Consider the following 19,467-nt stretch of genomic DNA (forward strand, 5'->3'; position numbering starts at 1 on the left):
GTCCGCAACGCGATCTTTACTTCGGCCACTCCCAGCGGATGCCGAACACACCCGGGCCGAAGCCCAGCGCGACCGCGTGCACGCCGCCCGCGGCGTCCAGCGCGAGGTTGCGCCGCCGCGACGGGGTGTCGTCGCCGGCCGGGACGCTGAACTGCTGGCAGCGCGCGGGCAGGTACGACTGGTCGAAGCGCACCTCGATCACGTACTCCCGCACCGGCAGCCGGAACTTGCGCGCGAACGTGTTGTTGCCGGCCGGGTAGTGGCCCTCGGCGAACAGCAGCTCGTACTCCATGATGATCGTTTCACCCCTGGCCAGGGGGCGGTCGAACATCAGCTCGGCGACCATGATGTTGGCGTCGGTGTCCTCGGCGTAGCGGCCCAGGTGGCAGTTGCGCAGGTTGACCACGTCCGGCAGGACGTCGGACTCCTCGGTCTCGAACACCAGCGCCCAGCGGTCCGGGCCGTCCTGCTCGGCGCGCAGGATCTGCCGCACCCACACCGAGCGCTGACCGCCGTCCGCGGCGATCTCGATGCGGTCGTGCTGGCTGATCCGGCCCAGCTTGACGTCGGAGGACGTGTCGACCTTCTGCAGCAGGTTCGCGACCCGCTCGCGGCGCGCCCACAGCGCGTCGATCGGCATCATCGTGGTCGGCCGGGACCGCCTGCCGCGCGGGCGCGGCGGCCCGAGCAGCGCCGACAGGCCGGCCTGCGGCACGCCCAGCACGGTCTCCAGGTGGCGCAGCGCCTCCAGCGACTCCGGTCGCTCGGGTCGGCGACGGCCCGACTGCCAGTAGCTCAGCGTGGCGACGCTGATGGTGACCCCGCGCAGGGCGAGCCTGTGCTGGATGCGGTCGAGACTCAGCCTGCTGGCCTTGATTGCGGCTCTCAGCGCCTCGGGGAAGGGTCCCGTGGTCAGGAGCTGCGCAAGACTGCCGTGGCCCGTCGAGTCGAGGTCGTCGACGGACAGGTTGGGTCGACCGGCAGCGTTGGTCATTGTGACTCCCCGCTGTCATTAGATCACGCCCCAGTGACCCTACCCGCCAACGCAGTGCGGTGGTGCCTACCAGGTGGAGTCAATGGTTGGTCCATACGGGTCACGAGTTCACTGGGGTGGCACTCGATCTGTCAAGTGGTGATTGCCCGTGCTCTGGAATCTGTAAACCCGCCGGTAACATTGTGCACGAGATACCGGAGGTCGTGGTATCGACCCCCTTCGGTGTCGGTTCGGCGGTGGTGGTGGCCGCTCTGCGTGACGCGGTCACCACAGCCCGTTTGGCGTAACCCGATCGGTTGGCCCTACTGTGTGCCCGGTGACCGACCCGGTGGCCGACGTGGTGCCCGTGCCGGACGACCCGCTGAGCGAGGTCGCCGCGGCCGTCCTCGGGGCGGGTGAGCACCAGGTGGTCGACCTGCTGGACGTGGTGGGCGAGCCCGCGCCGTCCGGGGTGGACGTGGTGCGCGCGGGCGACGACCTGCTGCCCCGGTTGGCCCACGAGAACGCCCTGTCCCGCGCGTTGGCGCTGGCCCGGCGCGCGTTGCGGCCCGGGGGACTGCTGGTCGCGGCGGTGCCCGAGCTGGACCGCCTGGGCAGGCTGCGGCCCACCGCGCCGCCGCCGCGGGTGTCCGGGCGTGGACCGGGCCGGCAGGTCACGGTGCAGCTGTGGGACTGGGCGGCGGACGGGGAGTCCTACGCCCTCGAGGTCGTGCGGCTGGTGCGCGGGGAGACGTCCTGGGAGGTCGTCAACACCGTCGCCACGCGGCACCGGGTGCTGACCGCCGAGCAGATCTCCGACGAGCTGACCGGTGCCGGGTTCGGCGCGGTCCAGCGGCTCTCGCCCGCCGAGTGCGGCCACCCCCTGCCGGTGTGGGTGGCCGTGGCGCCGGCATGACCAAGGTCCGCCCGGTCTCCGGCGGCGGCCGGGCGGTCGAGGTCGAGCCGGAACGCCTGACCGGGTGGTTCTCGCGGTTCGCCGCGCGGCACGGCGGGGTGGTCGGGACGTCGGTCGAGGCGTCGTCGTTCGTGGTGACGGCGGTGGACGGGGCTTCGGCTTCGGTCTCGGCCGCCTTCGGGGAATTCACCCCCGCGGGTGACTTCGAAGGTCTGGCGCTGGAGCCGTTGCTGACCCTGGCGCTGGCTCGTCGCCGGATCGGGCTGGTGCTGGTGCGGTTGGGTGGGCACAGCGTCGGTGTGGCGGTGGACGGGGTGGTCGAGGTGTCGACCACGGACAGCCGCCAGGTGCACGGGCGCAACAAGGCGGGTGGGTGGTCGCAGCAGCGGTTCGCGCGGCGGCGCGAGGGGCAGGCGCGGGTGGCGTTGCAGGCAGCGGCGGACGACGTGGCCCGGGTGCTGCTGCCGGTGGTGGGGTCGTTGGACGCCGTGGTGCTGGGTGGTGACCGGCAGGCGCTGGACGTGCTGCGCGCGGACCGCCGCCTGGCTCCGGTGTTCGCCCTGGCCTCGCCCCGCGTGCTGGACGTGCCGGAACCGAGGCGGTCGGTGCTGGACGAGGCCGCCCAGCGCGCGCGAGCTGTCGAGATCGTCGTCCGCGACTGACGTCTTCAGAAGGTCTTGGCTTCAGAACGTCTCGGCTTCAGAAGGTCTTGGCGGCCTCCCGCGCGGCGGCCATGGCGGTCTGGCGCGAGTCCTCGACGTCCCCCAGCACGGTCGGGTGGTGGCGGATCGCGGTGACGTCCGCGATGCCCGCCCAGCGCAGCCAGTCGTCGAAGAACGTGGACTGGAAGTCCGTGCCGAACGCCGAGGTCAGTCCCGGGGCCCAAACCGCGCTGGTGTAGACGACGGCCGCCTTCTTGCCCTGGAGCAGGGGGATGTAGCCGGTCTCCACGTCGAAGCCCCACAGCAGACCTGGCTGGGACACGACGTCGATGAACTGCTTGAGGACGTAGGGCACGCTGGCGTTCCACATGGGGACGCTGAACAGCAGCTTGTCCGCCGCGTTGAAGCGGTGGAAGGCGGCGACCACGGCCTCCCACGCCTCGGCCGCCTCGCCTGCCGGGGTGCCGCCGCGGATGAGCGTCATCTTGGCGTCGGCCTCCGTGGGGCCGAAGGCGGGGAGGGTGCCGTCCCAGAGGTCCCAGTGCTCGACCGCGTCGCCTGGGTGGGACTCGCGGTAGGCGTCCACGAAGGTCGCGGCGATGGCCAGGGACTCCGACTCGCCGGCGCGGGGCGAGGCCGAGATGTGCAGCAGCTTGCTCATGGCGCTCCTTGCTCTCCTGCTCGTTCGCTCTTCCGTTTATTCGGACCGTGGTCCGCTTGTTCTCGACCGTACCGGACTGTGGTCCGCTTCGCTAGTCCGAGCGGTGATCGAAAACTCGTGACAACCTCCAGCCGTCCCGACCGCATGGATAGGGATGAGGGGCCCCGACGAGGAGGTGGTCCACCAAGCGAAGGAGCAGGTCATGCGCACTCGACTGGTTCTGGCGGCCGGTGCCGTCGTCATCGGCGGTCTCGCCGTCGCCGTGCCCGCGCTGGCGGGAACGTCCGGCGACCCCGCCACGACCGCACCCACCACACCGCCCGCCGCCACCCCCGCGCCAACCCCGCAGCCGCCCGCCGCCACCCCGGCGCCGACCCCCGCTCCCCCTGCCGTGACTCCGGCACTCACCCCTGCCCCGCCCGCCGTGACACCCGCGCCCACACCTGCTCCGCCCGCCGTGACCCCTCTGCCGTCCACGGCCACGCCGGCACCCACACCCCTGCCCTCGACCGCGCCCCTGCCCGAGGTCACACCGCTGCCCTCGACGTCCCCCGCGCCCCCGACCGCGACGCCCGCCCCGACTCCGAGGCGATGACGGCGTGAGTTGGGACGCGGAGTTCACCGAACACTTCGACCGGTGCGCCGACTCGATGCGCTTCACCGCGTACTTGTTGTGCGGCAACCACCACGAGGCCGAAGACGTCGTGCAGACCGCGTTCCTCAAGCTGTACCTGGCCGGGCCGAAGCTGGTCCGTCGGGAGGGTCTGGAGCCCTACCTGCGGAGGATCGTGGTGCGCACCTTCATCGCCGAGCGGCGGCGGGTGCGGTGGCGGCGGGAGCTGCTGCGCGACGAGCTGCCCGAGCAGCCCGAGGTCGCGGTGTTGAGCGAGGACAAGCTGGTGGTGTGGGACGCGCTGCAGTCGGTGCCGGCGAAGCAGCGAGCGGTCCTGGTGCTCAGGTACTGGCACGACCTGGGCGTGGAGGAGACGGCGGCGGCACTGCGGTGCTCGGTCGGCACCGTCAAGAGCAACACCAACCGCGGGCTCAAGGCGTTGCGGCGCCGGTTGGGTCCCGCGTTCGCAGAACTGTGGCAGGAGGTGTCACGCGGTGCTTGAGGACCGTTTGAAGGAGCTGTTCGACGAGCTGAACATCAAGCCGACACCAAGGCCGAGCCCGGTGAGCGCGGTGGACATCGTGTGGCACGGCCGTCGCATCCGCAACCGCCGCCGCCGAGTAGCGGTGGTCGGCACCGCCCTCACCACCACAGCCCTGGTCGCGGCAGCAGGCTTCGCCCTGACCAGGCCCTCCAACGACCCCACCCCGGCCACGCCCCCTCTCCACACCTCAACCCCGAGCCCGGCCACCTCGGCCCCCGCGACACCAAGCCCCGCCACACCACCTCCGACCCAGCTCCCGCCCACACCGATCACGACCCAGGCCCCGGCCACAACGCCCCCGACCCGACTCCCGGCCACACCCGCCCCGCCCGCCGCCACACCGATCCCCACACCGAACGTCGCGCCCGCCACCTCCACCCGGTGACCCGTCAGCCGCCCCCCTCATCCGTCAGGCCAGGGAACCCGTCGCCAGCAAGCCGCCGTCCACCCGGACGGTCTCCCCGGTGATCCACGCCGCCGCGTCCGAAGCCAGGAACGCCACGAGCTGAGCCACGTCCTCCGGCGACCCGAGCCGCTTCATCGGGTAGGCACGCGCGGCCTCGTCCTCGCGGCCGGTGTAGAGGGCTTCGGCGAACCGCGTCTTCACCACGGCGGGTGCGACGGCGTTCACCCGCACCTTCGGTCCCAGCTGCCACGCCAGTTCCTCGGTCAGCCGGATCAGCGCCGCCTTGCTCGCCCCGTACGCCCCGATCACCCCCGTCGACCGCAACCCACCCACCGACGCCACGTTCACCACCGCACCGCCGTGCTCCTGCAGCCACGCCTTCCACGCCAACTGCACGAACCCGAGCGCGGCCACCACGTTGACGTCGAAGATCTTCTGCACCGCGCCCAGATCCGCCTCCATCAGCGAACCGAACACCGGGTTGATGCCGGTGTTGTTCACCAGCACGTCCAGGCTGCCGAACTGCTCCACCGTCCGAGTCACGGCCTCCTCGCGATCCTCGGCCTTGCCCGCATTGCCCGGAACCGCAAGCACCCGCGACGCCGGCACGCCCGCTTCCAAGGCCAACGACTCCGCCGCCGCCGCAACCGTGTCCGGCTTGCGAGCCGTGATGGTCACCGACGCCCCTCGGCGCAGCAGCTCCAACGCCACCCCGTACCCAATCCCCCGACTCGCACCAGTGACCAGTGCCGTCCTACCGACGAAGTCCGCGCTGCCCGCTCCCGCGCTGCCCGCTCCCGCGCTGCCCGCTCCCGCGCTGCCCGCTCCCGCGCTGCCCGCTCCCGCGCTGCCCGCTCCCGCGCTGCCCGCTCCCGCGCTGCCCGCTCCCGCGCTGCCCGCTCCCGCGCTGCCCGCTCCCGCGCTGCCCGCGCTGCCCGCGCTGCCCGCGCTGCCCGCGCTGCCCGCGCTGCCCGCGCTGCCCGCGCTGCCCGCGCTGCCCGCGCTGCCCGCGCTGCCCGCGCTGCCCGCGCTGCCCGCGCTGCCCGCGCTGCCCGCGCTGCCCGCGCTGCCCGCGCTGCCCGCGCTGCCCGCGCTGCCCGCGCTGCCCGCGCTGCCCGCGCTGCCCGCGCTGCCCGCGCTGCCCGCGCTGCCCGCGCTGCCCGCGCTGCCCGCGCTGCCCGCGCTGCCCGCGCTGCCCGCGCTGCCCGCGCTGCCCGCGCTGCCCGCGCTGCCCGGCCCGCGCTGCCCGCGCTGCCCGCGCTGCCCGCGCTGCCCGCGCTGCCCGCGCTGCCCGCGCTGCCCGCTGCCCGCGCTGCCCGCCCGCGCTGGTGGCGTCTGTGCCCTCGTTGCTCGTCATGCGCGAAATGTATGCCGGTGGACACACGCGGCTAATTCGGTGGCGGCCGACCCGTAGACTGGTGGAGTGGTCGTCTTGATCGAGTAGGTCCGGTACGCGCGCCAGCCGCGCGGACACCGTCGACCCCGCACGACCACCACCGCATCGGAGTTCTGCCTTGATCACCGCAACCGATCTCGAGTTGCGCGCGGGTTCGCGCATCCTGTTGTCCGACGCCACCCTGCGGGTCCAGCCCGGCGACCGCATCGGCCTCGTCGGCCGCAACGGCGCGGGTAAGACCACGTCGTTGCGCGTCCTGGCCGGCGAGGGTCAGCCGTACGCGGGGGAGGTGCGGCGCACCGGCGACCTCGGCTACCTGCCGCAGGACCCGCGCGAAGGCGACCTGTCGGTCATCGCCAAGGACCGCGTGCTGTCCGCGCGCGGCCTGGACCAGCTGCTGCGCGACATGGAGAAGATGCAGTCCACCATGGCGGAGCTGGTGGACGACGACGAGCTCCAAGCCGCCGTGCGCAAGTACGGCAAGCTGGAGGAGCGGTTCGCCGCCCTCGGTGGGTACGCCGCCGAGAGCGAGGCCGCGCGCATCTGCTCCAACCTGGGCCTGGCCGACCGCGTCCTGGCGCAGCCGCTGCGCACCCTGTCCGGCGGTCAGCGTCGCCGGGTCGAGTTGGCGCGCATCCTGTTCGCCGCGTCCGAGGCGGGCGTGGGCGCGAAGTCCAGCACGATCCTGCTGATCGACGAGCCCACCAACCACCTCGACGCCGACTCGATCGCGTGGCTGCGCGGGTTCCTCAAGAACCACGACGGCGGCCTGGTCGTCATCAGCCACGACGTCGAGCTGCTCGACGACGTGGTCAACAAGGTGTGGTTCCTCGACGCCACGCGCGGCGAGATCGACATCTACAACATGGGCTGGAAGAAGTACCTGGAAGCCCGTGCCGCCGACGAGAAGCGCCGTCGCCGTGAGCGCGCCAACGCCGAGAAGAAGGCCGGCGCGCTGATGGCGCAGGCCGACAAGATGCGGGCGAAGGCGACCAAGGCGGTGGCCGCGCAGAACATGGCCCGCCGCGCCGAGAAGCTGCTGTCCGGCCTGGAGGAGACCCGCCAGGCGGACAAGGTCGCGAAGATCCGCTTCCCGCAGCCCGCCGCGTGCGGCCGGACGCCGCTCACCGCCGAGGGCCTGAGCAAGTCCTACGGGTCGCTGGAGGTGTTCACCGGCGTCGACCTGGCCATCGACCGCGGCTCGCGCGTGGTGATCCTCGGCCTCAACGGTGCCGGCAAGACGACCCTGCTGCGCCTGATCGGGCGCATGGAGCAACCCGACACCGGCGAGGTCGTCCCAGGTCACGGCCTGAAGCTGGGCTACTTCGCCCAGGAGCACGAGACCCTCGACCACCAGGCCACAGTCTGGGAGAACATCCGCCACGCCGCCCCCGACGTGCCCGAACAGCAGCTGCGCTCGCTGCTGGGCACGTTCCTGTTCAGCGGCGAGCAGCTCGACCAGCCCGCCGGCACTCTGTCCGGCGGCGAGAAGACCCGGCTCGCGCTCGCCGGCCTGGTGTCCAGCGCGGCGAACGTGCTGCTGCTCGACGAGCCGACCAACAACCTCGACCCGGCCAGCCGCGAGCAGGTGCTCGACGCGCTGCGCCGCTACGAGGGCGCGGTCGTGTTGGTCACGCACGACCCGGGCGCGGTGGAGGCCCTTGAGCCCGAGCGGGTGATCCTGCTGCCCGACGGGACCGAGGACCACTGGTCCGAGGAGTACCTGGAACTCGTGCAGTTGGCCTGAGCCAGAGGTTTCAGTCTCATCACGGTAGATCCACTCTCCGTGTTCGCCCTTCACCCGAACGACCGCTCGCCGATCTTTTCGCATGATCGCCTGGCGTTCTTGGTCGCCGTGTTCGATCATTGCGACGACAGGGGCTTTCACGGCCCGACCTGCTGTCTACGGAAGGCGGGACAAGGTGGCTGACCTGAAGAAGGGCGCCCGGATCACCGGCGCCACGCGGGACAAGCTGGCCGCTGACCTGAAGAAGAAGTACGAAAAGGGCGCGAGCATCCGGGCGTTGGCCGAGTCCACCGGACGCTCCTACGGCTTCGTGCACCGGGTGCTGAGCGAGTCCGGTGTGCAGCTGCGCGGTCGCGGTGGCGCCACCCGCACGAAGAAGAAGTAAGCTACCCTCCGGTAACAACGGGCGTCGAGGAGAGACGGCGCCGGCCTGAACCCGGAGGTAACGCGCATGTCGGCACCGACCACCATCGACGCCGGCCTGCTGGAACGCGGAGGCGTGCGGCTCGTCGTCGACGGACCGCGCGCGACGATCACGCTCGACCGTCCCGACGTGCTCAACGCACAGACGCCTTCCACCTGGACGGCGTTGCGGACGATCGGTGCGCAGCTGGACCCGGACGTCCGCGTCGTGGTCGTCCGGGGCTCCGGTCGTGCCTTCTCCGCCGGTCTGGACCGGCGGATGTTCACCGGTGCCCAGGTGGAGGGCGAGCCGGGGCTGGCGGAGATCACCCTCCGCGGACCCGAAGGCGGCGCGGCGCTGATCGCGGAGTTCCAGGAAGGCTTCCGCTGGCTGCGCGACCCCTCCCGGGTGACGATCGCGGCCGTCCACGGGCACGCCATCGGCGCGGGCTTCCAACTCGCGCTGGCGTGCGACTTCCGCGTGGCCGCGGACGACGTCCAGTTCTGCATGGCCGAGACGTCCCTGGGCCTGGTCCCCGACCTGGGCGGCACCCTGCCGCTGGTGAGGCTGGTCGGGTACTCCAGGGCGGCCGAGATCTGCCTGACCGGTCGCCGGGTGGGCGGCGAGGAGGCCCTGCGCATCGGCCTCGCGAACACCGTCGTCCCCGGCGACCGCCTGGACGCGGCCGTGGACGACCTGGTCACCCAACTCCTGCGCCCCATGCCCGGTGCCGTCCGCGAAACCCTGGCCCTCCTCGCCCACGCCGCCGACAACCCGACCGAACAGTCCCAACTCCAGGCAGAACGCGAAGCCCAACTCCGCCGCCTATCCGCCCTGACCGCCCTGGCCACCGGCACCCCCAACGCCTGATCGCTCCCCACGCCCACCAGGCACACTGATCAACTCCGCGCTACCCTGACCAGGGCTCCGCACCCACCCTCCGCACGATCACCCGATCGAGCGACATACAGGATCCGCGACCAACCACCGACTCGCGCGTCCCGTAGATGAAGAGGAACGCGGGGGAACGGCACCGGACCACGGCCCCCACCCAGTCGCCCCCCACCCCACGACCCGGCTGGCCACGGGATGCCGGTGACCGGCAGGGCGGTTGAGCAGCCTGCGGCCAGCGAGCCGGCAGGCGAGAGCCGAGCGAACGGGCCGCGGCGAGCGAGAGCCGGATGGCTCCGGTCGGCGGCCTGCCGGCGGGCGAGCGGGCTGCCGAGAGCCAAGCGGGCGGGCTGCGGCGGCCCGCGGCGGCGGGCGAGAGCCGGGCGGCCCCGGCGGGCAGGCTGAGACGGGCAAGTTGCGGTGGGCGAGCGGCGGGCAGGCTGCGGTGGGCGAGCGGCGGGCAGGCTGCGGTGGGCGAGCGGCGGGCAGGCTGCGGTGGGCGAGCGGCGGCGGGCAGGCTGCGGTGGGCGGGCAGGCTGCGGCGGGCGAGCGCGCGTCGCAAGTGAGTGCGGGGCGGCGGGTGGCCGCAATGCCCCAGCGCGCAACGCTGCGGGCCGCGAGGCCGCAGGGCGCGAGCGTGGGGCAAAGCGCGGGCGTGGGGCAGAGCGCGGGCGTGGGGCAGAGCGCGGGCGTGGGGCAGAGCGCGGGCGTGGGGCGTGCGCGCGTGGGTGGGGCGTGGGGCGCCGCGTGGGTGGGGCGGGGGGCTGGTGGGTGCGTCCGCTGGGAGCGGATTGGGGAAGGTCGGGGTGGGTCGGGGTGTTCTGTCTGTCGTGGACGGAACATGGGGCTTGATGCGCAGTGTGATGGCGGCGTCCGGGGCGCCCAAGGGGGTGCGGAAGGGGACGTTTCGGCGGGTTGTGGGGTTTGCTCGGCCGCATCGGACCAAGTTGGTCGTGTTTTTGCTGTTGACCGTCGTCTCCGCAGTCCTGGCGGTGAGCACGCCTGTGTTGGCCGGGCGGGTGGTGGATGCGATCGTCGGTGGGCGGGGCGTTTCCGTTGTCGTGTGGCTTGCCGTGGCCATTGCCGGGATCGCCGTCGTGGATGCCGCGTTGGGGCTGGTCGAGCGGTGGCAGTCGGCGCGGATCGGGGAAGGGTTGATCTACGACCTGCGGCGGGCCGTGTTCGAGCACGTGCAGCGGATGCCGGTCGCGTTCTTCACGCGCACGCGGACCGGGGCGCTGGTCAGCCGGCTGAACAACGACGTGATCGGGGCGCAGCGGGCCTTCACCTCGACGTTGTCCGGGGTCGTCACGAACGTCATCCAGCTGGGGTTGTCGCTCGGGGTGATGTTCACCCTGTCGTGGCAGGTGACGGCCCTTGCGCTGGTCCTCCTGCCCGTGTTCGTGTTGCCGGCGCGGCGGATGGGCAGTCGGATGGCCGACCTCCAGCGCGAAGCCTCGACGCTCAACGCCGCCATGACCACCCAGATGACCGAGCGGTTCTCCGCGCCCGGCGCCACGCTGGTCAAGCTGTTCGGCCGGCCGAGGGCCGAGGTCGCCGAGTTCTCTGAGAGGGCCGCGCGCGTGCGGGACATCGGGGTCAAGACCGCGATGGCCACCCGCTGGTTCATGACCGGCCTCACGCTCGTCTCCGCCCTCGCCCAAGCCCTCGTCTACGGCCTCGGCGGCTACCTCGCCCTCACTGGTGACCTCGCCGCGGGAACCGTGGTGTCGCTCGCCCTCCTGCTCACCCGCCTCTACACGCCCCTGACCGCCCTCGCCAACGCCCGCGTGGACGTCATGACGGCGCTGGTCAGCTTCGAGCGCGTCTTCGAGGTGCTCGACCTCAAGCCGATGATCGAGGAGAAGACCGACCCCGCGACCATGCCGGACGGTGCGGTGTCGGTCGAGTTCGAGGACGTGCGGTTCGCCTACCCGGCGGCGGACAAGGTGTCGTTGGCCTCGCTGGAGTCAGTGGCCACTTTGGACAGTCGCGGTGGCGAGGAGGTGTTGCACGGCATCAGCTTCCGGGCCGAAGCCGGACAGCTCGTGGCGTTGGTGGGGTCGTCGGGGGCCGGCAAGTCGACCATCGCCTCGCTGGTGCCCCGGCTCTACGACGTCGACTCCGGCGCGGTCCGCCTGTCCGATGTGGACGTCCGCGACCTCGGCTTCGACGACCTGCGCCGGACGGTCGGCGTGGTCACCCAGGACGGGCACCTCTTCCACGACACCATCCGCGCCAACCTGTCCTACCCGCGCCCCGACGCGACCGAGGACGAGCTGTGGGACGCCCTCGACCGCGCCCGCCTCAAGCCCCTGGTCGAGTCCCTGCCCGACGGCCTGGACACGGTCGTCGGCGAGCGCGGCTACCGGCTGTCCGGCGGCGAACGCCAGCGGCTGACCATCGCCCGGCTGCTGCTGGCCCGTCCGCGCGTGGTCATCCTGGACGAGGCCACCGCCCACCTGGACTCCGAGTCCGAGGCGGCGGTGCAGGCCGCGCTGGGTGAGGCGCTGCGCGGCCGGACCGCGCTGGTCATCGCCCACCGGCTGTCCACGATCCGCGCCGCCGACCAGATCCTGGTCGTGGAGGACGGCCGGGTCGTGGAGCGCGGCACGCACGCCGAGCTGATCGAGGCGGACGGGCGCTACGCCGAACTGCACCGCACCCAGTTCGACGAAGCACCCGCCACAACGCCCGCAGCGGTCTGAAAACCCCTACAGCGCACCGAGGAAGGTCGCGGCGGCCCCGACCGCGACCTTCGAGGTGTCGCCGTTGACGACCATCACCGCGAAGGCCAGGTCGCCGCGGTAGCCGATGAACCAGCCGTGCGAGCGCGACCCGTCGCCGTGCTGGGCCGTGCCGGTCTTGCCGCGCACGTCGCCCAGCCCGGCCAGTTGGGTCGCCGTCCCGTCGGTCACGACACCCCGCATCATCGTGCGCAGCGCCGACGCCACGTTGCCCGGCAGCGCTGCGTCCGTGCCGCCGGTTGTGGGGATTTCGCGGATCAGTTGCGGCGTCGGCACGCTGCCGTGCGCCACGGTCGCCGCGGCCAGCGCCATGCCGAACGGAGTGGTCAGCACCTTGCCCTGTCCGATGCCCGCCTCCACCCGCTCGGGCACCGTCACGGCCGGCGGCACCTTGGCTGTGTTCGTGGTGATGCCGGCGATGGTGAAGTCCGCGCCCAGCCCGAACAGCGACGCCGCGCGCGGCAGGGCGTCGGCGGGCAGGTCGGCGGCGAGTTGGCTGAAGCTGGTGTTGCACGAGGCCGCGAACGCTCGCCGCAGCGACACCGTCCCCAGCTCGAACTGGCCGTCGTTGACGATCTGCCGCGTCCCGATGGTCTTCTTCCCGGGGCAGTCGACCTCGCTGTCCACCCCCGCCGTGCCCGCCGTCAGCGCCGCCGTCGCGGTGACGACCTTGAACGTGGACCCGGGCTCGAAGTAGTTCTGCAACGCGATCAGGCCCTGCGTGTTGGCCTGCGCGTTCTGCGCCACGGCCAGGATGTCGCCGGTCGACGGCTGGATCGCCACGATCACCGCGCCCTGCGCCACCGGGTCCACCGCCGCCTGCGCCGCCCGCTGCACCGCCGGGTCCAGCGTGACCGTCACCGACTGCTTGACCTGGGCCTTCTTCTCCTGCACGACGGTGACCGGCGCACCGGCCGCGTCCACCGCCGCGACCTGCCAGCCGGGTGTCCCGGTGAGGCTGCCGATCTCCTTGCGCACCGACTGGAGCACCGGCGGGGCCAGGTCCTCCGGCACGGGCGCGCCGTTGCGGTCGAGCAGCGCGCCGTCGCCGGAGCTGGGCAGGTAGGCCAGGGTCTGGCCCTCGGTGAGCTGCGGGTGCAGCAGCGTCGGCGCCCAGTGCACCCGCCACTTGCCGTCGGTCAGCCGCACCTCGACCTTCGTCGGGTACTTGACCGAGGTCTTGTCCGGCAGCGACCACGTGACCTCGAGGTCGAACGTGGTCGTCGTCGCCGATTCGGGCGGCGGCGGTGCGGAGCCCAACCGGCCGTGGAACGGCACGCCCGCCATGCCCTGGAACGTCTTGAGCAGCACCGGTTCCGCCGCGCCCGCCGCGTCGGTGGCCGCCGCCGCGCGGGCCGCGTCACCGGCCATCATCCAGCTGACGAAGTCCTGGGCGGCCGGTCCGGGCAGCGGTCTGACCGTGGGCACCGGCGGGCCGGCGGTCGGACTCGCCCCCGAGGTCAGCACGACCGCCCCGGCCACGATCACCGCGACCGCCGTCAGCCCGCCCCCGGCCAGCACCCAGCGTTTGGTCTTCCTGTTCACGTGTTCCCCCTCTACGTCTCGGAGGCTAGCCGGGACGTGTGGAGGAATCGTGAGTATTTGTGCTTATCCCAGCTGCGGGATGCGGGTCTGGTACTTGCGCAACAGCTCCGAGTTCGCCGCGTCGCCGCCCTCGACGTTCGCGCTGCGCCACAACGGCAGTGCCACGCCGGCTTCGGCGGCCTTGTCCAGCAGCCGCACCAGCAGCAGGTTCCACAGGAACGCCGTCGCCACCGTCGACACGGCCGCGATCACCGGGTTGTCGGCCGGGTAGGTGGCGTCGCCGGGCGGCACCAGGTTGTCCAGCACGACGGTCGCGTTCTCGGCGAGCGTCGTGCCCGCGCGGCGCGGTGCGGCGGCGCTGGCGGCCAACGACGTCACCGCCACCACCGGCACCCCGGAGTCGGCGGCGTGCACGGCCAGCTCCACCGGGTACGGGTTGACGCCGGAGGTGGAGAACACGAACAGCACGTCGTGCGCGGCCAGGCCGGTCTCACGCAGCACCTCGGCGGCCAGACCGGACCGGCGCTCGGCGGCCGTGCTGCTGATCGCGCCGTGCATGGGCAGCAGCTCCGGGTGGTAGACCGGGCGCACGCACGCCAGACCGCCCGCCCGGTAGAAGGTCTCGGCGACCGCGGCCAGGGAGTGGCCCGCGCCCGCGGCGAGGATCGTGCCGTCGGCGCGCACGGTGGCCAGCACCAGCTCCGCGACGTCGTCCAGCGCCGCCGCGTTGGCCTGCTCGACCCTGGTCAGGTGGTTGCGCACGACATCGCCGTAGTCGGAGCCGGGCACGGTCTCGGTCATGCGGGTCCCTCCAATGGTCTGAACCAAGTGATCGCCAGTCCTACCCGATCCGCGCACCGGCCGCCAGGAGGGTTTGACGTTCGAACACATCCCATGTTCAGATGAACACCATGGATGTTGCGATGCGGCACGAGCTGATCCTCCAGCGGCTGCGCGGCGGCGAGCGGGTCGCCGTGGGCGCGCTCGCCGAGCTGGTCGGCGCGTCGGAGATGACCGTGCGCCGCGACCTGGACGTGCTCGAACGCGACGGGCTGCTGCGCCGGGTGCGCGGTGCCGCGGTCAGCATGCTCACCGGCGAGGAGACCCCGTACGCGGCCCGGTCGCGGCAGCGGCTGGAGGCCAAGCGGCGCATCGGCGAGGCGGTCGCGGACCTGCTCGACGACGGCGAGACCGTCGTGCTCGACGGCGGCAGCACCACCCTGGAGGTCGCGCGCCGGCTCACCGACCGGCGGCTGACCGTGCTCCCGCTGTCCCTGCACGCCGCCGACGCGCTGCGCGGCGCGGAGAGCGTGCGGATGGTCCTGCCCGGCGGTGACATCCGCCCTGGTGAGCTGGCGTTCGTCGGCCCGCTGACCGAGTACGCGTTCAAGGTCATGCGGTTCGACACGATGGTGCTCAGCAGTTGCGGGCTCAGCGCGCGTGACGGCGTGTCCGCGCACGACCTCGCCGAGGGCGCGGTGAAGAAGGCCGCCGTGGACGCCTCCGCGCGCATCGTCGCCGCCGTGGACAGCTCGAAGTTCGGGCGCACCGCGTTCGGCCGGGTGTGCGCGGCCGACGAGATCGACGTCCTGGTCACCGACCGGGACGCCCCGTCCGACGAGGTCGAGCGCCTGCGCGAGGCCGGTGTGGAGGTCCGCCTTGTCTGACACCGCTCTGGCGGCGCCCCGCCGGGCCAGGGTCGCCACGGCGATCGTGTTCGCCCTGCACGCCGCCGTCTTCGCCGCCTGGACCCCGCACATCCCGTCGGTCAAGGAGAACCTGGGCCTCAACGACGGCGCCCTCGGCCTCACGCTGCTCGGCGCACCCGTCGGGTCCGTGGTCGCGATGCTCCTGGTGGGCAACGCCGTCGCCAAGTGGGGCAGCCGACGGGTCGTGCTGCTGACCTTCCTCGGCTACGGCCTGACCTCGCCGCTGCTCGGCCTCGCGTGGAGCGCGTGGGCGCTGTTCGTGGCGCTCGCCCTGTGGGGCGCGACCCAGGGCGCGCTGGACGTGTCGATGAACTCGCAGGGCATCGCCGTGGAGAACGACTACGGCCGTCCGATCCTGTCCAGCTTCCACGCCTGGTGGAGCTTCGGCGGCTTCGTCGGCGTCGGCCTGGGAGCGCTTGCACTCGGCCTCGGCGTCGACCTGACCAGCCAGATGATCGGCGCCACCGTCCTGGTCGCGCTGGTCGCGTGGCCGCTGTCCCGGGCGATGCTCGGCGACGACCACGCCGTGGACGAGCACAAACTGGGCCTGCCGTGGCGGGACAAGCGGGTGCTGGTGCTGGGCGCGATCATGTTCGCCGGCCTGCTGTGCGAGGGCGCGGTGGGCGACTGGGCGGCGCTGTACCTGAAGGAGACCGTGGGCGTGGCCGAGGAGGCCGCCGGCTGGGGTTACGCCGTGTTCGCCATGCTGATGTTCGTCGGCCGGGTCATGGGCGACCGCTGGGTCCTGCGCTTCGGCCCGTCCCGCGTGGTGGCCACCCTCGCCGCGGTCGGCGCGATCGGCCTGGGCACCGCCCTGGTGGTGGGCCAGTTCGGGCTCGCGCTGGTCGGGTTCGGACTGTTCGGCCTCGGCTTGGCGTGCATCGTGCCGGTCGCCTTCAGCTCGGCCGCGGCCCAGTCCGACGCGCACGCGGCCCAGGCCATCGCGGGGGTCGCCACGGCCGGGTGGGCGGGCTTCCTCCTCGGTCCGCCCCTGATCGGCCTGCTCGCGCACGCGACCTCGCAGAGCTGGGCGTTGGGCATCCTGCCCGTGTTGTTGCTGAGCGTGGTGTTGGGCGCACGCGCGCTCAAACGCGGGTGACCTGAAAGCGTGCACTTCCCCCGTCCGGTTGCCGTGGCCGTCGGTCCGTAGGCCACTGGAAGCCGGACGAGGGGAGTCGCAGTGATCACCACGGTCGTCATCGCGGTCGTCGCGCTGGTGGGCGGGCTCGTCGTGAACTGGCTGCTCAAGAAGCGGCGGCGGCTGGACACCGGGGAGGCGCTCACCATCCGGGACCTGTCCAGCCCGATGGAGACGCTGGCCGTGCTCCTACTGGCGTTCGTGCTGGTCGTGGCGGCCGAGTCGTACAGCGCGGCGGAGGAGGCGGTCCGCGTCGAGGCCAACGTCGTGGACAACTTCTTCGAGGTGGCCGAGTTCGCGCCCCAACCCGCCGCCCGCACCCTCCAGGGCGCCACGGTCTGCTACGCGCGTGCGGTGCTCGCCCACGAGTGGCCGTCGCTGGAGGACGGCGGCGGCGGCTCCAGCAAGCCCAGCACGTGGAGCACCCAGTTCCGCGCGGTCTTCAAGGAGATCGGCGCGGACAACGGCGTGTTCGAGACCCTCGTGCAGGCCGACCGGGACCGTTCCGACGCCCGCAGCCAGCGGATAGCGCAGGCCACGCCGGCGATCCCGGCCGTCCTGTACTGGTTCATGGTGCTGAGCCTGGCGGTCATGGTCGTCGCCTTCGCGTTCAACCTGCCCGCCCGCGGCAAGCGCGCCGAGGTGGTGGGACTGGTCGTGCTCACCACCCTGGTCACGCTGTCGTTGCTGCTGATCCGGGACGTGGACCGGCCGTTCGGCGGGGCGATCGGCATCTCGCCCGAGGCCATGGCGCACACCGAAGCCGACATCGCCGAGGACTTCGCCGACGCCTACGGCCAGAACGCCCTGCCCTGCGACGCCGAGGGCAACCGCCGGGAGAGCTAGCCGAGTGATGCGCAAGTCGGGGTGACGGCCGGAGACGGACGAAGGGTGTTCAAGATCCGTTTCTGACGACAGACCTGAACACCCTTCTCACCGCACTCCACGTCAAGATCGACGACAACCTCGCGGGCAGGCGCCGGATGGGCAGACCGCCCGGGCTCACCGACGCCGAACTGGTCACCCTCGCGGTCGCCCAGGCACTGCTCGGCTTCACCTCCGAGGCCCGGTGGCTGCGGTTCCTGCCCGCCCGGATGCCCGGCGCGTTCCGGTACCTGCCCGGCCAGTCCGGCTACAACCGCCGCCTCAGGGCCGCGTTACCACTGGTCAAGCAGGTCATGCGCTAGCTGGCCGCCGACACCGACCCGTGGACCGACACCCCTGGATCGTCGACTCCACCCCGGTCGAATGCGGACGCTCCCGGCCGACGGTCAAGCGCTCGGAGCTGGCCGGCTGGGCGAAATACGGCTACTGCCGATCCCACTCCCGTGCACGGCGGACGCACCATCGACGGCGTCGGAGTCCGCATCGCCCAACGACTCCTGGCCCTGACCGCAGCCATCTGGCACAACCGCGTCACCGGCCAACCCGTCACCCGATCCCTGACCGCCTACGACCACTGACCGACTTACGCATCACTCGTCTAGCGCGACGGTCGCTTCACGGCAGGTCCTCGGGGCGGTCCACGTCACGGCCGTCGGCCACGTCGTCGCACGGCACCGCCACCGCCCGGTGCTCGCGCAGGTAGTCCCGCGCGCCCGCGTCGCCGCTCGCCGACGCCGACACCCCGGCCCAGTGGTCCCGGCCGAGCAGCACGGGGTGCCCCGGCGCGCCGCCGTACACCGCGCGCGCCAAGGCCGCCGGTGCCGCCAGGTCGACGAACCGCCGGACCGCCGCCACCGTCACGCCCGGGGTGTCCACCGGCAGCACGACCACGGCGTCCGAGGCGTCCAACACCGCCAGTCCGGCCCGCAGCGACGACCCCATGCCGGACGCCCACTCGTCGTTCACCACGACCAGGGCACCCTCCAGCCCGGCCCGTGCGCGCACCTCGTCCGCGCCCGCGCCGAGCACCACGACCAGGGGCGCGCACCCGGCGTCCCGCAGCACGGCCAGGGTCGAGTCCACCCACAGCACACCGCCGTGCGACACCAGGGCCTTGGGCCCGCCGAACCTGCGCCCGGCGCCCGCGGCCAGCAGCAACCCCGCGACCCGCATGGGGTCACACTAGGGCCTGGTGCCCCTTCAACTCGGCCCGGCTGGAGACGGCCAGCTTGCGGTACACCCTCGTCAGGTGCTGTTCCACCGTGCTCACGGTGATGTGCAGGCGCATGGCGATGGCGCGGTTGCTGTGGCCACACGCGGCGAGGGTCGCGACCCTGCGCTCCGAGTAGGTCAACTCCGTCATACGCGGGAACACGTGCCACGCCGGGGACCCGGTTCAACGGATCACGAAAGATGCTCCAGCAGCAGGGACGTCAACACCTCCGGCACCTGCTCGGGCACCCAGTGCGACACGTCCTCCAGCATCTCGAACCGGTACGGCCCGGTGACCCACTTGCCGGTGTCCAGCGCCGCCGTGGAACCGAAGGCCACGTCCTCCGTGCTCCACACGTACATCGTCGGCACGGTGACGTGCTCGATGCGCCCGCCGGGACGGCCCGCGCGGTACCAGTTCAGCGCCGCGGTCAGCGCGCCCGGCTCGGACAGCCGCTGCACGTACTCGTCCACCCGCGAGGGCGGCACCTTCCACTCGAACATCCGCCGCAGCGCCTCGGCGTTGTCGGCCAGCATCCGCTTCTCGGTGTTCGACGACCGCCACTCGGTCATGTACGCCGAGCGCATGTGCTGGTCTTCGTCGGTCTTCATGGCGTCGGCGAGCGCACGTGGGTGCGGCGTCGAGACCACGGTCAGCGTCCGCAGCCGCTCCGGGTGCTCGTAGGCGGTCCACCACGCCACCGCGCCGCCCCAGTCGTGCCCGACCAGGTCGAACCGGTCCCAGCCCAGGCGGTCCGCGACCGCCAGCACGTCGCCGACCAGCGAGTCCACGCCGTACTCGGCGGGCCGCTCGGGGCGCACGCCGGGGGAGTAGCCGCGCTGGTCGAACGCCACCGCCCGGTACCCCTCGCGCCCCAGCACGTTCACCGGGTGCTCCCAGGCCACCGCCGCCTGGGGGAAGCCGTGCAGGAACAGCACCGGCCGACCGTCCTCGGGTCCCGCCGCGATCGCGTCGAACGCGCCTTCGCCCGTCTCCACCACCAGGTGCTCGGTCACTG

At 72.5% G+C, this 19,467-nt stretch carries 22 protein-coding genes and 1 pseudogene; 15 read left to right on the top strand and 8 right to left on the bottom strand.

Annotated features, from left to right (window positions below; genetic code table 11):
• Positions 1–16 precede the first annotated feature (16 nt).
• Complete coding sequence (locus DFJ66_RS35920) at positions 17–994, bottom strand: helix-turn-helix domain-containing protein (RefSeq protein WP_121228085.1); 978 nt, start codon at positions 992–994, stop codon at positions 17–19.
• Between the two features lie 316 nt (positions 995–1,310).
• Here DFJ66_RS35920 and DFJ66_RS35925 point away from each other — a divergent pair, with 316 nt between their 5' ends.
• Positions 1,311–1,889 (top strand): hypothetical protein, encoded by a 579-nt coding sequence (locus DFJ66_RS35925; protein ID WP_246030042.1) that lies wholly within the window; start codon positions 1,311–1,313, stop codon positions 1,887–1,889.
• Positions 1,886–2,551: an acVLRF1 family peptidyl-tRNA hydrolase gene (locus tag DFJ66_RS35930; RefSeq protein ID WP_121232237.1), complete on the top strand. Its 666-nt coding sequence runs from the start codon at positions 1,886–1,888 to the stop codon at positions 2,549–2,551. The genes DFJ66_RS35925 and DFJ66_RS35930 overlap by 4 nt, the downstream gene beginning before the upstream one ends.
• A 37-nt stretch (positions 2,552–2,588) precedes the next feature.
• Here DFJ66_RS35930 and DFJ66_RS35935 read toward each other — a convergent pair whose 3' ends face one another.
• Positions 2,589–3,212, bottom strand: coding sequence for an FMN-dependent NADH-azoreductase (locus DFJ66_RS35935; RefSeq protein WP_121228087.1), 624 nt, complete (start codon positions 3,210–3,212; stop codon positions 2,589–2,591).
• Between the two features lie 202 nt (positions 3,213–3,414).
• On the opposite strand from DFJ66_RS35935, the gene DFJ66_RS42305 reads away from it, so the two are divergent.
• The 3 genes from DFJ66_RS42305 to DFJ66_RS42310 are packed head-to-tail and all read left to right on the top strand — an operon-like array spanning position 3,415 to position 4,754.
• The gene (locus tag DFJ66_RS42305; protein ID WP_147459443.1) at positions 3,415–3,807 is read left to right on the top strand and encodes a hypothetical protein; all 393 of its coding nucleotides are present in this window, start codon (positions 3,415–3,417) and stop codon (positions 3,805–3,807) included.
• Between the two features lie 4 nt (positions 3,808–3,811).
• The gene (locus DFJ66_RS35940) at positions 3,812–4,327 is read left to right on the top strand and encodes a SigE family RNA polymerase sigma factor (RefSeq protein WP_121228089.1); all 516 of its coding nucleotides are present in this window, start codon (positions 3,812–3,814) and stop codon (positions 4,325–4,327) included.
• The gene (locus DFJ66_RS42310) at positions 4,320–4,754 is read left to right on the top strand and encodes a hypothetical protein (RefSeq protein ID WP_147459444.1); all 435 of its coding nucleotides are present in this window, start codon (positions 4,320–4,322) and stop codon (positions 4,752–4,754) included. The genes DFJ66_RS35940 and DFJ66_RS42310 overlap by 8 nt, the downstream gene beginning before the upstream one ends.
• A gap of 24 nt (positions 4,755–4,778) precedes the next feature.
• Here DFJ66_RS42310 and DFJ66_RS35950 read toward each other — a convergent pair whose 3' ends face one another.
• Complete coding sequence (locus DFJ66_RS35950) at positions 4,779–5,522, bottom strand: SDR family oxidoreductase (protein ID WP_121228093.1); 744 nt, start codon at positions 5,520–5,522, stop codon at positions 4,779–4,781.
• Between DFJ66_RS35950 and DFJ66_RS44640 the strand changes: the two genes are divergently transcribed.
• The 6 genes from DFJ66_RS44640 to DFJ66_RS35975 all read left to right on the top strand — a co-directional run bounded on the left by DFJ66_RS44640 (position 5,515) and on the right by DFJ66_RS35975 (position 11,920).
• The gene (locus tag DFJ66_RS44640) at positions 5,515–6,189 is read left to right on the top strand and encodes a hypothetical protein (protein ID WP_246030043.1); all 675 of its coding nucleotides are present in this window, start codon (positions 5,515–5,517) and stop codon (positions 6,187–6,189) included. The genes DFJ66_RS35950 and DFJ66_RS44640 overlap by 8 nt on opposite strands.
• A gap of 100 nt (positions 6,190–6,289) precedes the next feature.
• On the top strand, positions 6,290–7,918 hold the full coding sequence (locus tag DFJ66_RS35960; RefSeq protein WP_121228097.1) for an ABC-F family ATP-binding cassette domain-containing protein: 1,629 nt from the start codon (positions 6,290–6,292) through the stop codon (positions 7,916–7,918).
• Positions 7,919–8,093: 175 nt separating this feature from the next.
• The gene (locus DFJ66_RS35965; protein WP_015103570.1) at positions 8,094–8,303 is read left to right on the top strand and encodes a helix-turn-helix domain-containing protein; all 210 of its coding nucleotides are present in this window, start codon (positions 8,094–8,096) and stop codon (positions 8,301–8,303) included.
• 66 nt (positions 8,304–8,369) lie between these two features.
• Positions 8,370–9,191, top strand: a complete 822-nt coding sequence (locus tag DFJ66_RS35970) for an enoyl-CoA hydratase/isomerase family protein (RefSeq protein WP_121228099.1) — start codon at positions 8,370–8,372, stop codon at positions 9,189–9,191.
• A 311-nt stretch (positions 9,192–9,502) separates the two neighbouring features.
• A complete protein-coding gene (locus DFJ66_RS43685) occupies positions 9,503–9,778 on the top strand; it encodes a hypothetical protein (protein WP_211351427.1) in 276 nt (91 codons plus the stop codon).
• Between the two features lie 264 nt (positions 9,779–10,042).
• Entirely contained in the window at positions 10,043–11,920 is a 1,878-nt protein-coding gene (locus DFJ66_RS35975) for an ABC transporter ATP-binding protein (RefSeq protein ID WP_121228101.1), read from the top strand.
• 6 nt (positions 11,921–11,926) lie between these two features.
• On the opposite strand, the gene DFJ66_RS35980 is transcribed toward DFJ66_RS35975, so the two are convergent.
• Both DFJ66_RS35980 and DFJ66_RS35985 read right to left on the bottom strand, forming a co-directional pair.
• The gene (locus tag DFJ66_RS35980; protein WP_121228103.1) at positions 11,927–13,504 is read right to left on the bottom strand and encodes a penicillin-binding transpeptidase domain-containing protein; all 1,578 of its coding nucleotides are present in this window, start codon (positions 13,502–13,504) and stop codon (positions 11,927–11,929) included.
• Positions 13,505–13,567: 63 nt separating this feature from the next.
• Positions 13,568–14,305 carry an SIS domain-containing protein gene (locus tag DFJ66_RS35985; protein WP_121228105.1) on the bottom strand — a complete coding sequence of 246 codons (738 nt, stop codon included), beginning with the start codon at positions 14,303–14,305 and terminating at the stop codon, positions 13,568–13,570.
• Positions 14,306–14,415: 110 nt separating this feature from the next.
• On the opposite strand from DFJ66_RS35985, the gene DFJ66_RS35990 reads away from it, so the two are divergent.
• From DFJ66_RS35990 to DFJ66_RS36005, 4 genes and pseudogenes are all read left to right on the top strand, one after another.
• Complete coding sequence (locus DFJ66_RS35990; protein ID WP_121232239.1) at positions 14,416–15,171, top strand: DeoR/GlpR family DNA-binding transcription regulator; 756 nt, start codon at positions 14,416–14,418, stop codon at positions 15,169–15,171.
• Positions 15,164–16,312, top strand: coding sequence for an MFS transporter (locus DFJ66_RS35995; protein ID WP_121228107.1), 1,149 nt, complete (start codon positions 15,164–15,166; stop codon positions 16,310–16,312). The genes DFJ66_RS35990 and DFJ66_RS35995 overlap by 8 nt, the downstream gene beginning before the upstream one ends.
• 81 nt (positions 16,313–16,393) lie before the next feature.
• Positions 16,394–17,197, top strand: a complete 804-nt coding sequence (locus tag DFJ66_RS36000) for a bestrophin-like domain (protein WP_121228109.1) — start codon at positions 16,394–16,396, stop codon at positions 17,195–17,197.
• 62 nt (positions 17,198–17,259) lie between these two features.
• Positions 17,260–17,814: pseudogene (locus tag DFJ66_RS36005) on the top strand (transposase family protein).
• Positions 17,815–17,851: 37 nt separating this feature from the next.
• Here the strand turns inward: DFJ66_RS36005 and DFJ66_RS36010 are convergent.
• From DFJ66_RS36010 to DFJ66_RS36020, 3 genes are read right to left on the bottom strand one after another with little or no spacing between them, the layout of a single operon-like run.
• The gene (locus DFJ66_RS36010) at positions 17,852–18,409 is read right to left on the bottom strand and encodes a nucleotidyltransferase family protein (protein ID WP_121228111.1); all 558 of its coding nucleotides are present in this window, start codon (positions 18,407–18,409) and stop codon (positions 17,852–17,854) included.
• Between the two features lie 4 nt (positions 18,410–18,413).
• The gene (locus DFJ66_RS36015; RefSeq protein ID WP_121228113.1) at positions 18,414–18,599 is read right to left on the bottom strand and encodes a helix-turn-helix domain-containing protein; all 186 of its coding nucleotides are present in this window, start codon (positions 18,597–18,599) and stop codon (positions 18,414–18,416) included.
• A 41-nt stretch (positions 18,600–18,640) separates the two neighbouring features.
• Positions 18,641–19,465, bottom strand: a complete 825-nt coding sequence (locus DFJ66_RS36020; RefSeq protein WP_121228115.1) for an alpha/beta fold hydrolase — start codon at positions 19,463–19,465, stop codon at positions 18,641–18,643.
• Between the last annotated feature and the right edge of the window lie 2 nt (positions 19,466–19,467).

It is taken from the genome of Saccharothrix variisporea, assembly GCF_003634995.1.
Taxonomy (GTDB): Bacteria; Actinomycetota; Actinomycetes; order Mycobacteriales; family Pseudonocardiaceae; genus Actinosynnema; species Actinosynnema variisporeum.

Coding starts and splice junctions, on each gene's coding strand:
- DFJ66_RS35920 (WP_121228085.1), bottom strand. CDS start 994: ATGACCAACGCTGCCGGTCGACCCAACCTGTCCGTCGACGACCTCGAC.
- DFJ66_RS35930 (WP_121232237.1), top strand. CDS start 1,886: ATGACCAAGGTCCGCCCGGTCTCCGGCGGCGGCCGGGCGGTCGAGGTC.
- DFJ66_RS35935 (WP_121228087.1), bottom strand. CDS start 3,212: ATGAGCAAGCTGCTGCACATCTCGGCCTCGCCCCGCGCCGGCGAGTCG.
- DFJ66_RS42305 (WP_147459443.1), top strand. CDS start 3,415: ATGCGCACTCGACTGGTTCTGGCGGCCGGTGCCGTCGTCATCGGCGGT.
- DFJ66_RS35970 (WP_121228099.1), top strand. CDS start 8,370: ATGTCGGCACCGACCACCATCGACGCCGGCCTGCTGGAACGCGGAGGC.
- DFJ66_RS43685 (WP_211351427.1), top strand. CDS start 9,503: ATGGCTCCGGTCGGCGGCCTGCCGGCGGGCGAGCGGGCTGCCGAGAGC.
- DFJ66_RS35985 (WP_121228105.1), bottom strand. CDS start 14,305: ATGACCGAGACCGTGCCCGGCTCCGACTACGGCGATGTCGTGCGCAAC.
- DFJ66_RS35990 (WP_121232239.1), top strand. CDS start 14,416: ATGGATGTTGCGATGCGGCACGAGCTGATCCTCCAGCGGCTGCGCGGC.
- DFJ66_RS36010 (WP_121228111.1), bottom strand. CDS start 18,409: ATGCGGGTCGCGGGGTTGCTGCTGGCCGCGGGCGCCGGGCGCAGGTTC.
- DFJ66_RS36015 (WP_121228113.1), bottom strand. CDS start 18,599: ATGACGGAGTTGACCTACTCGGAGCGCAGGGTCGCGACCCTCGCCGCG.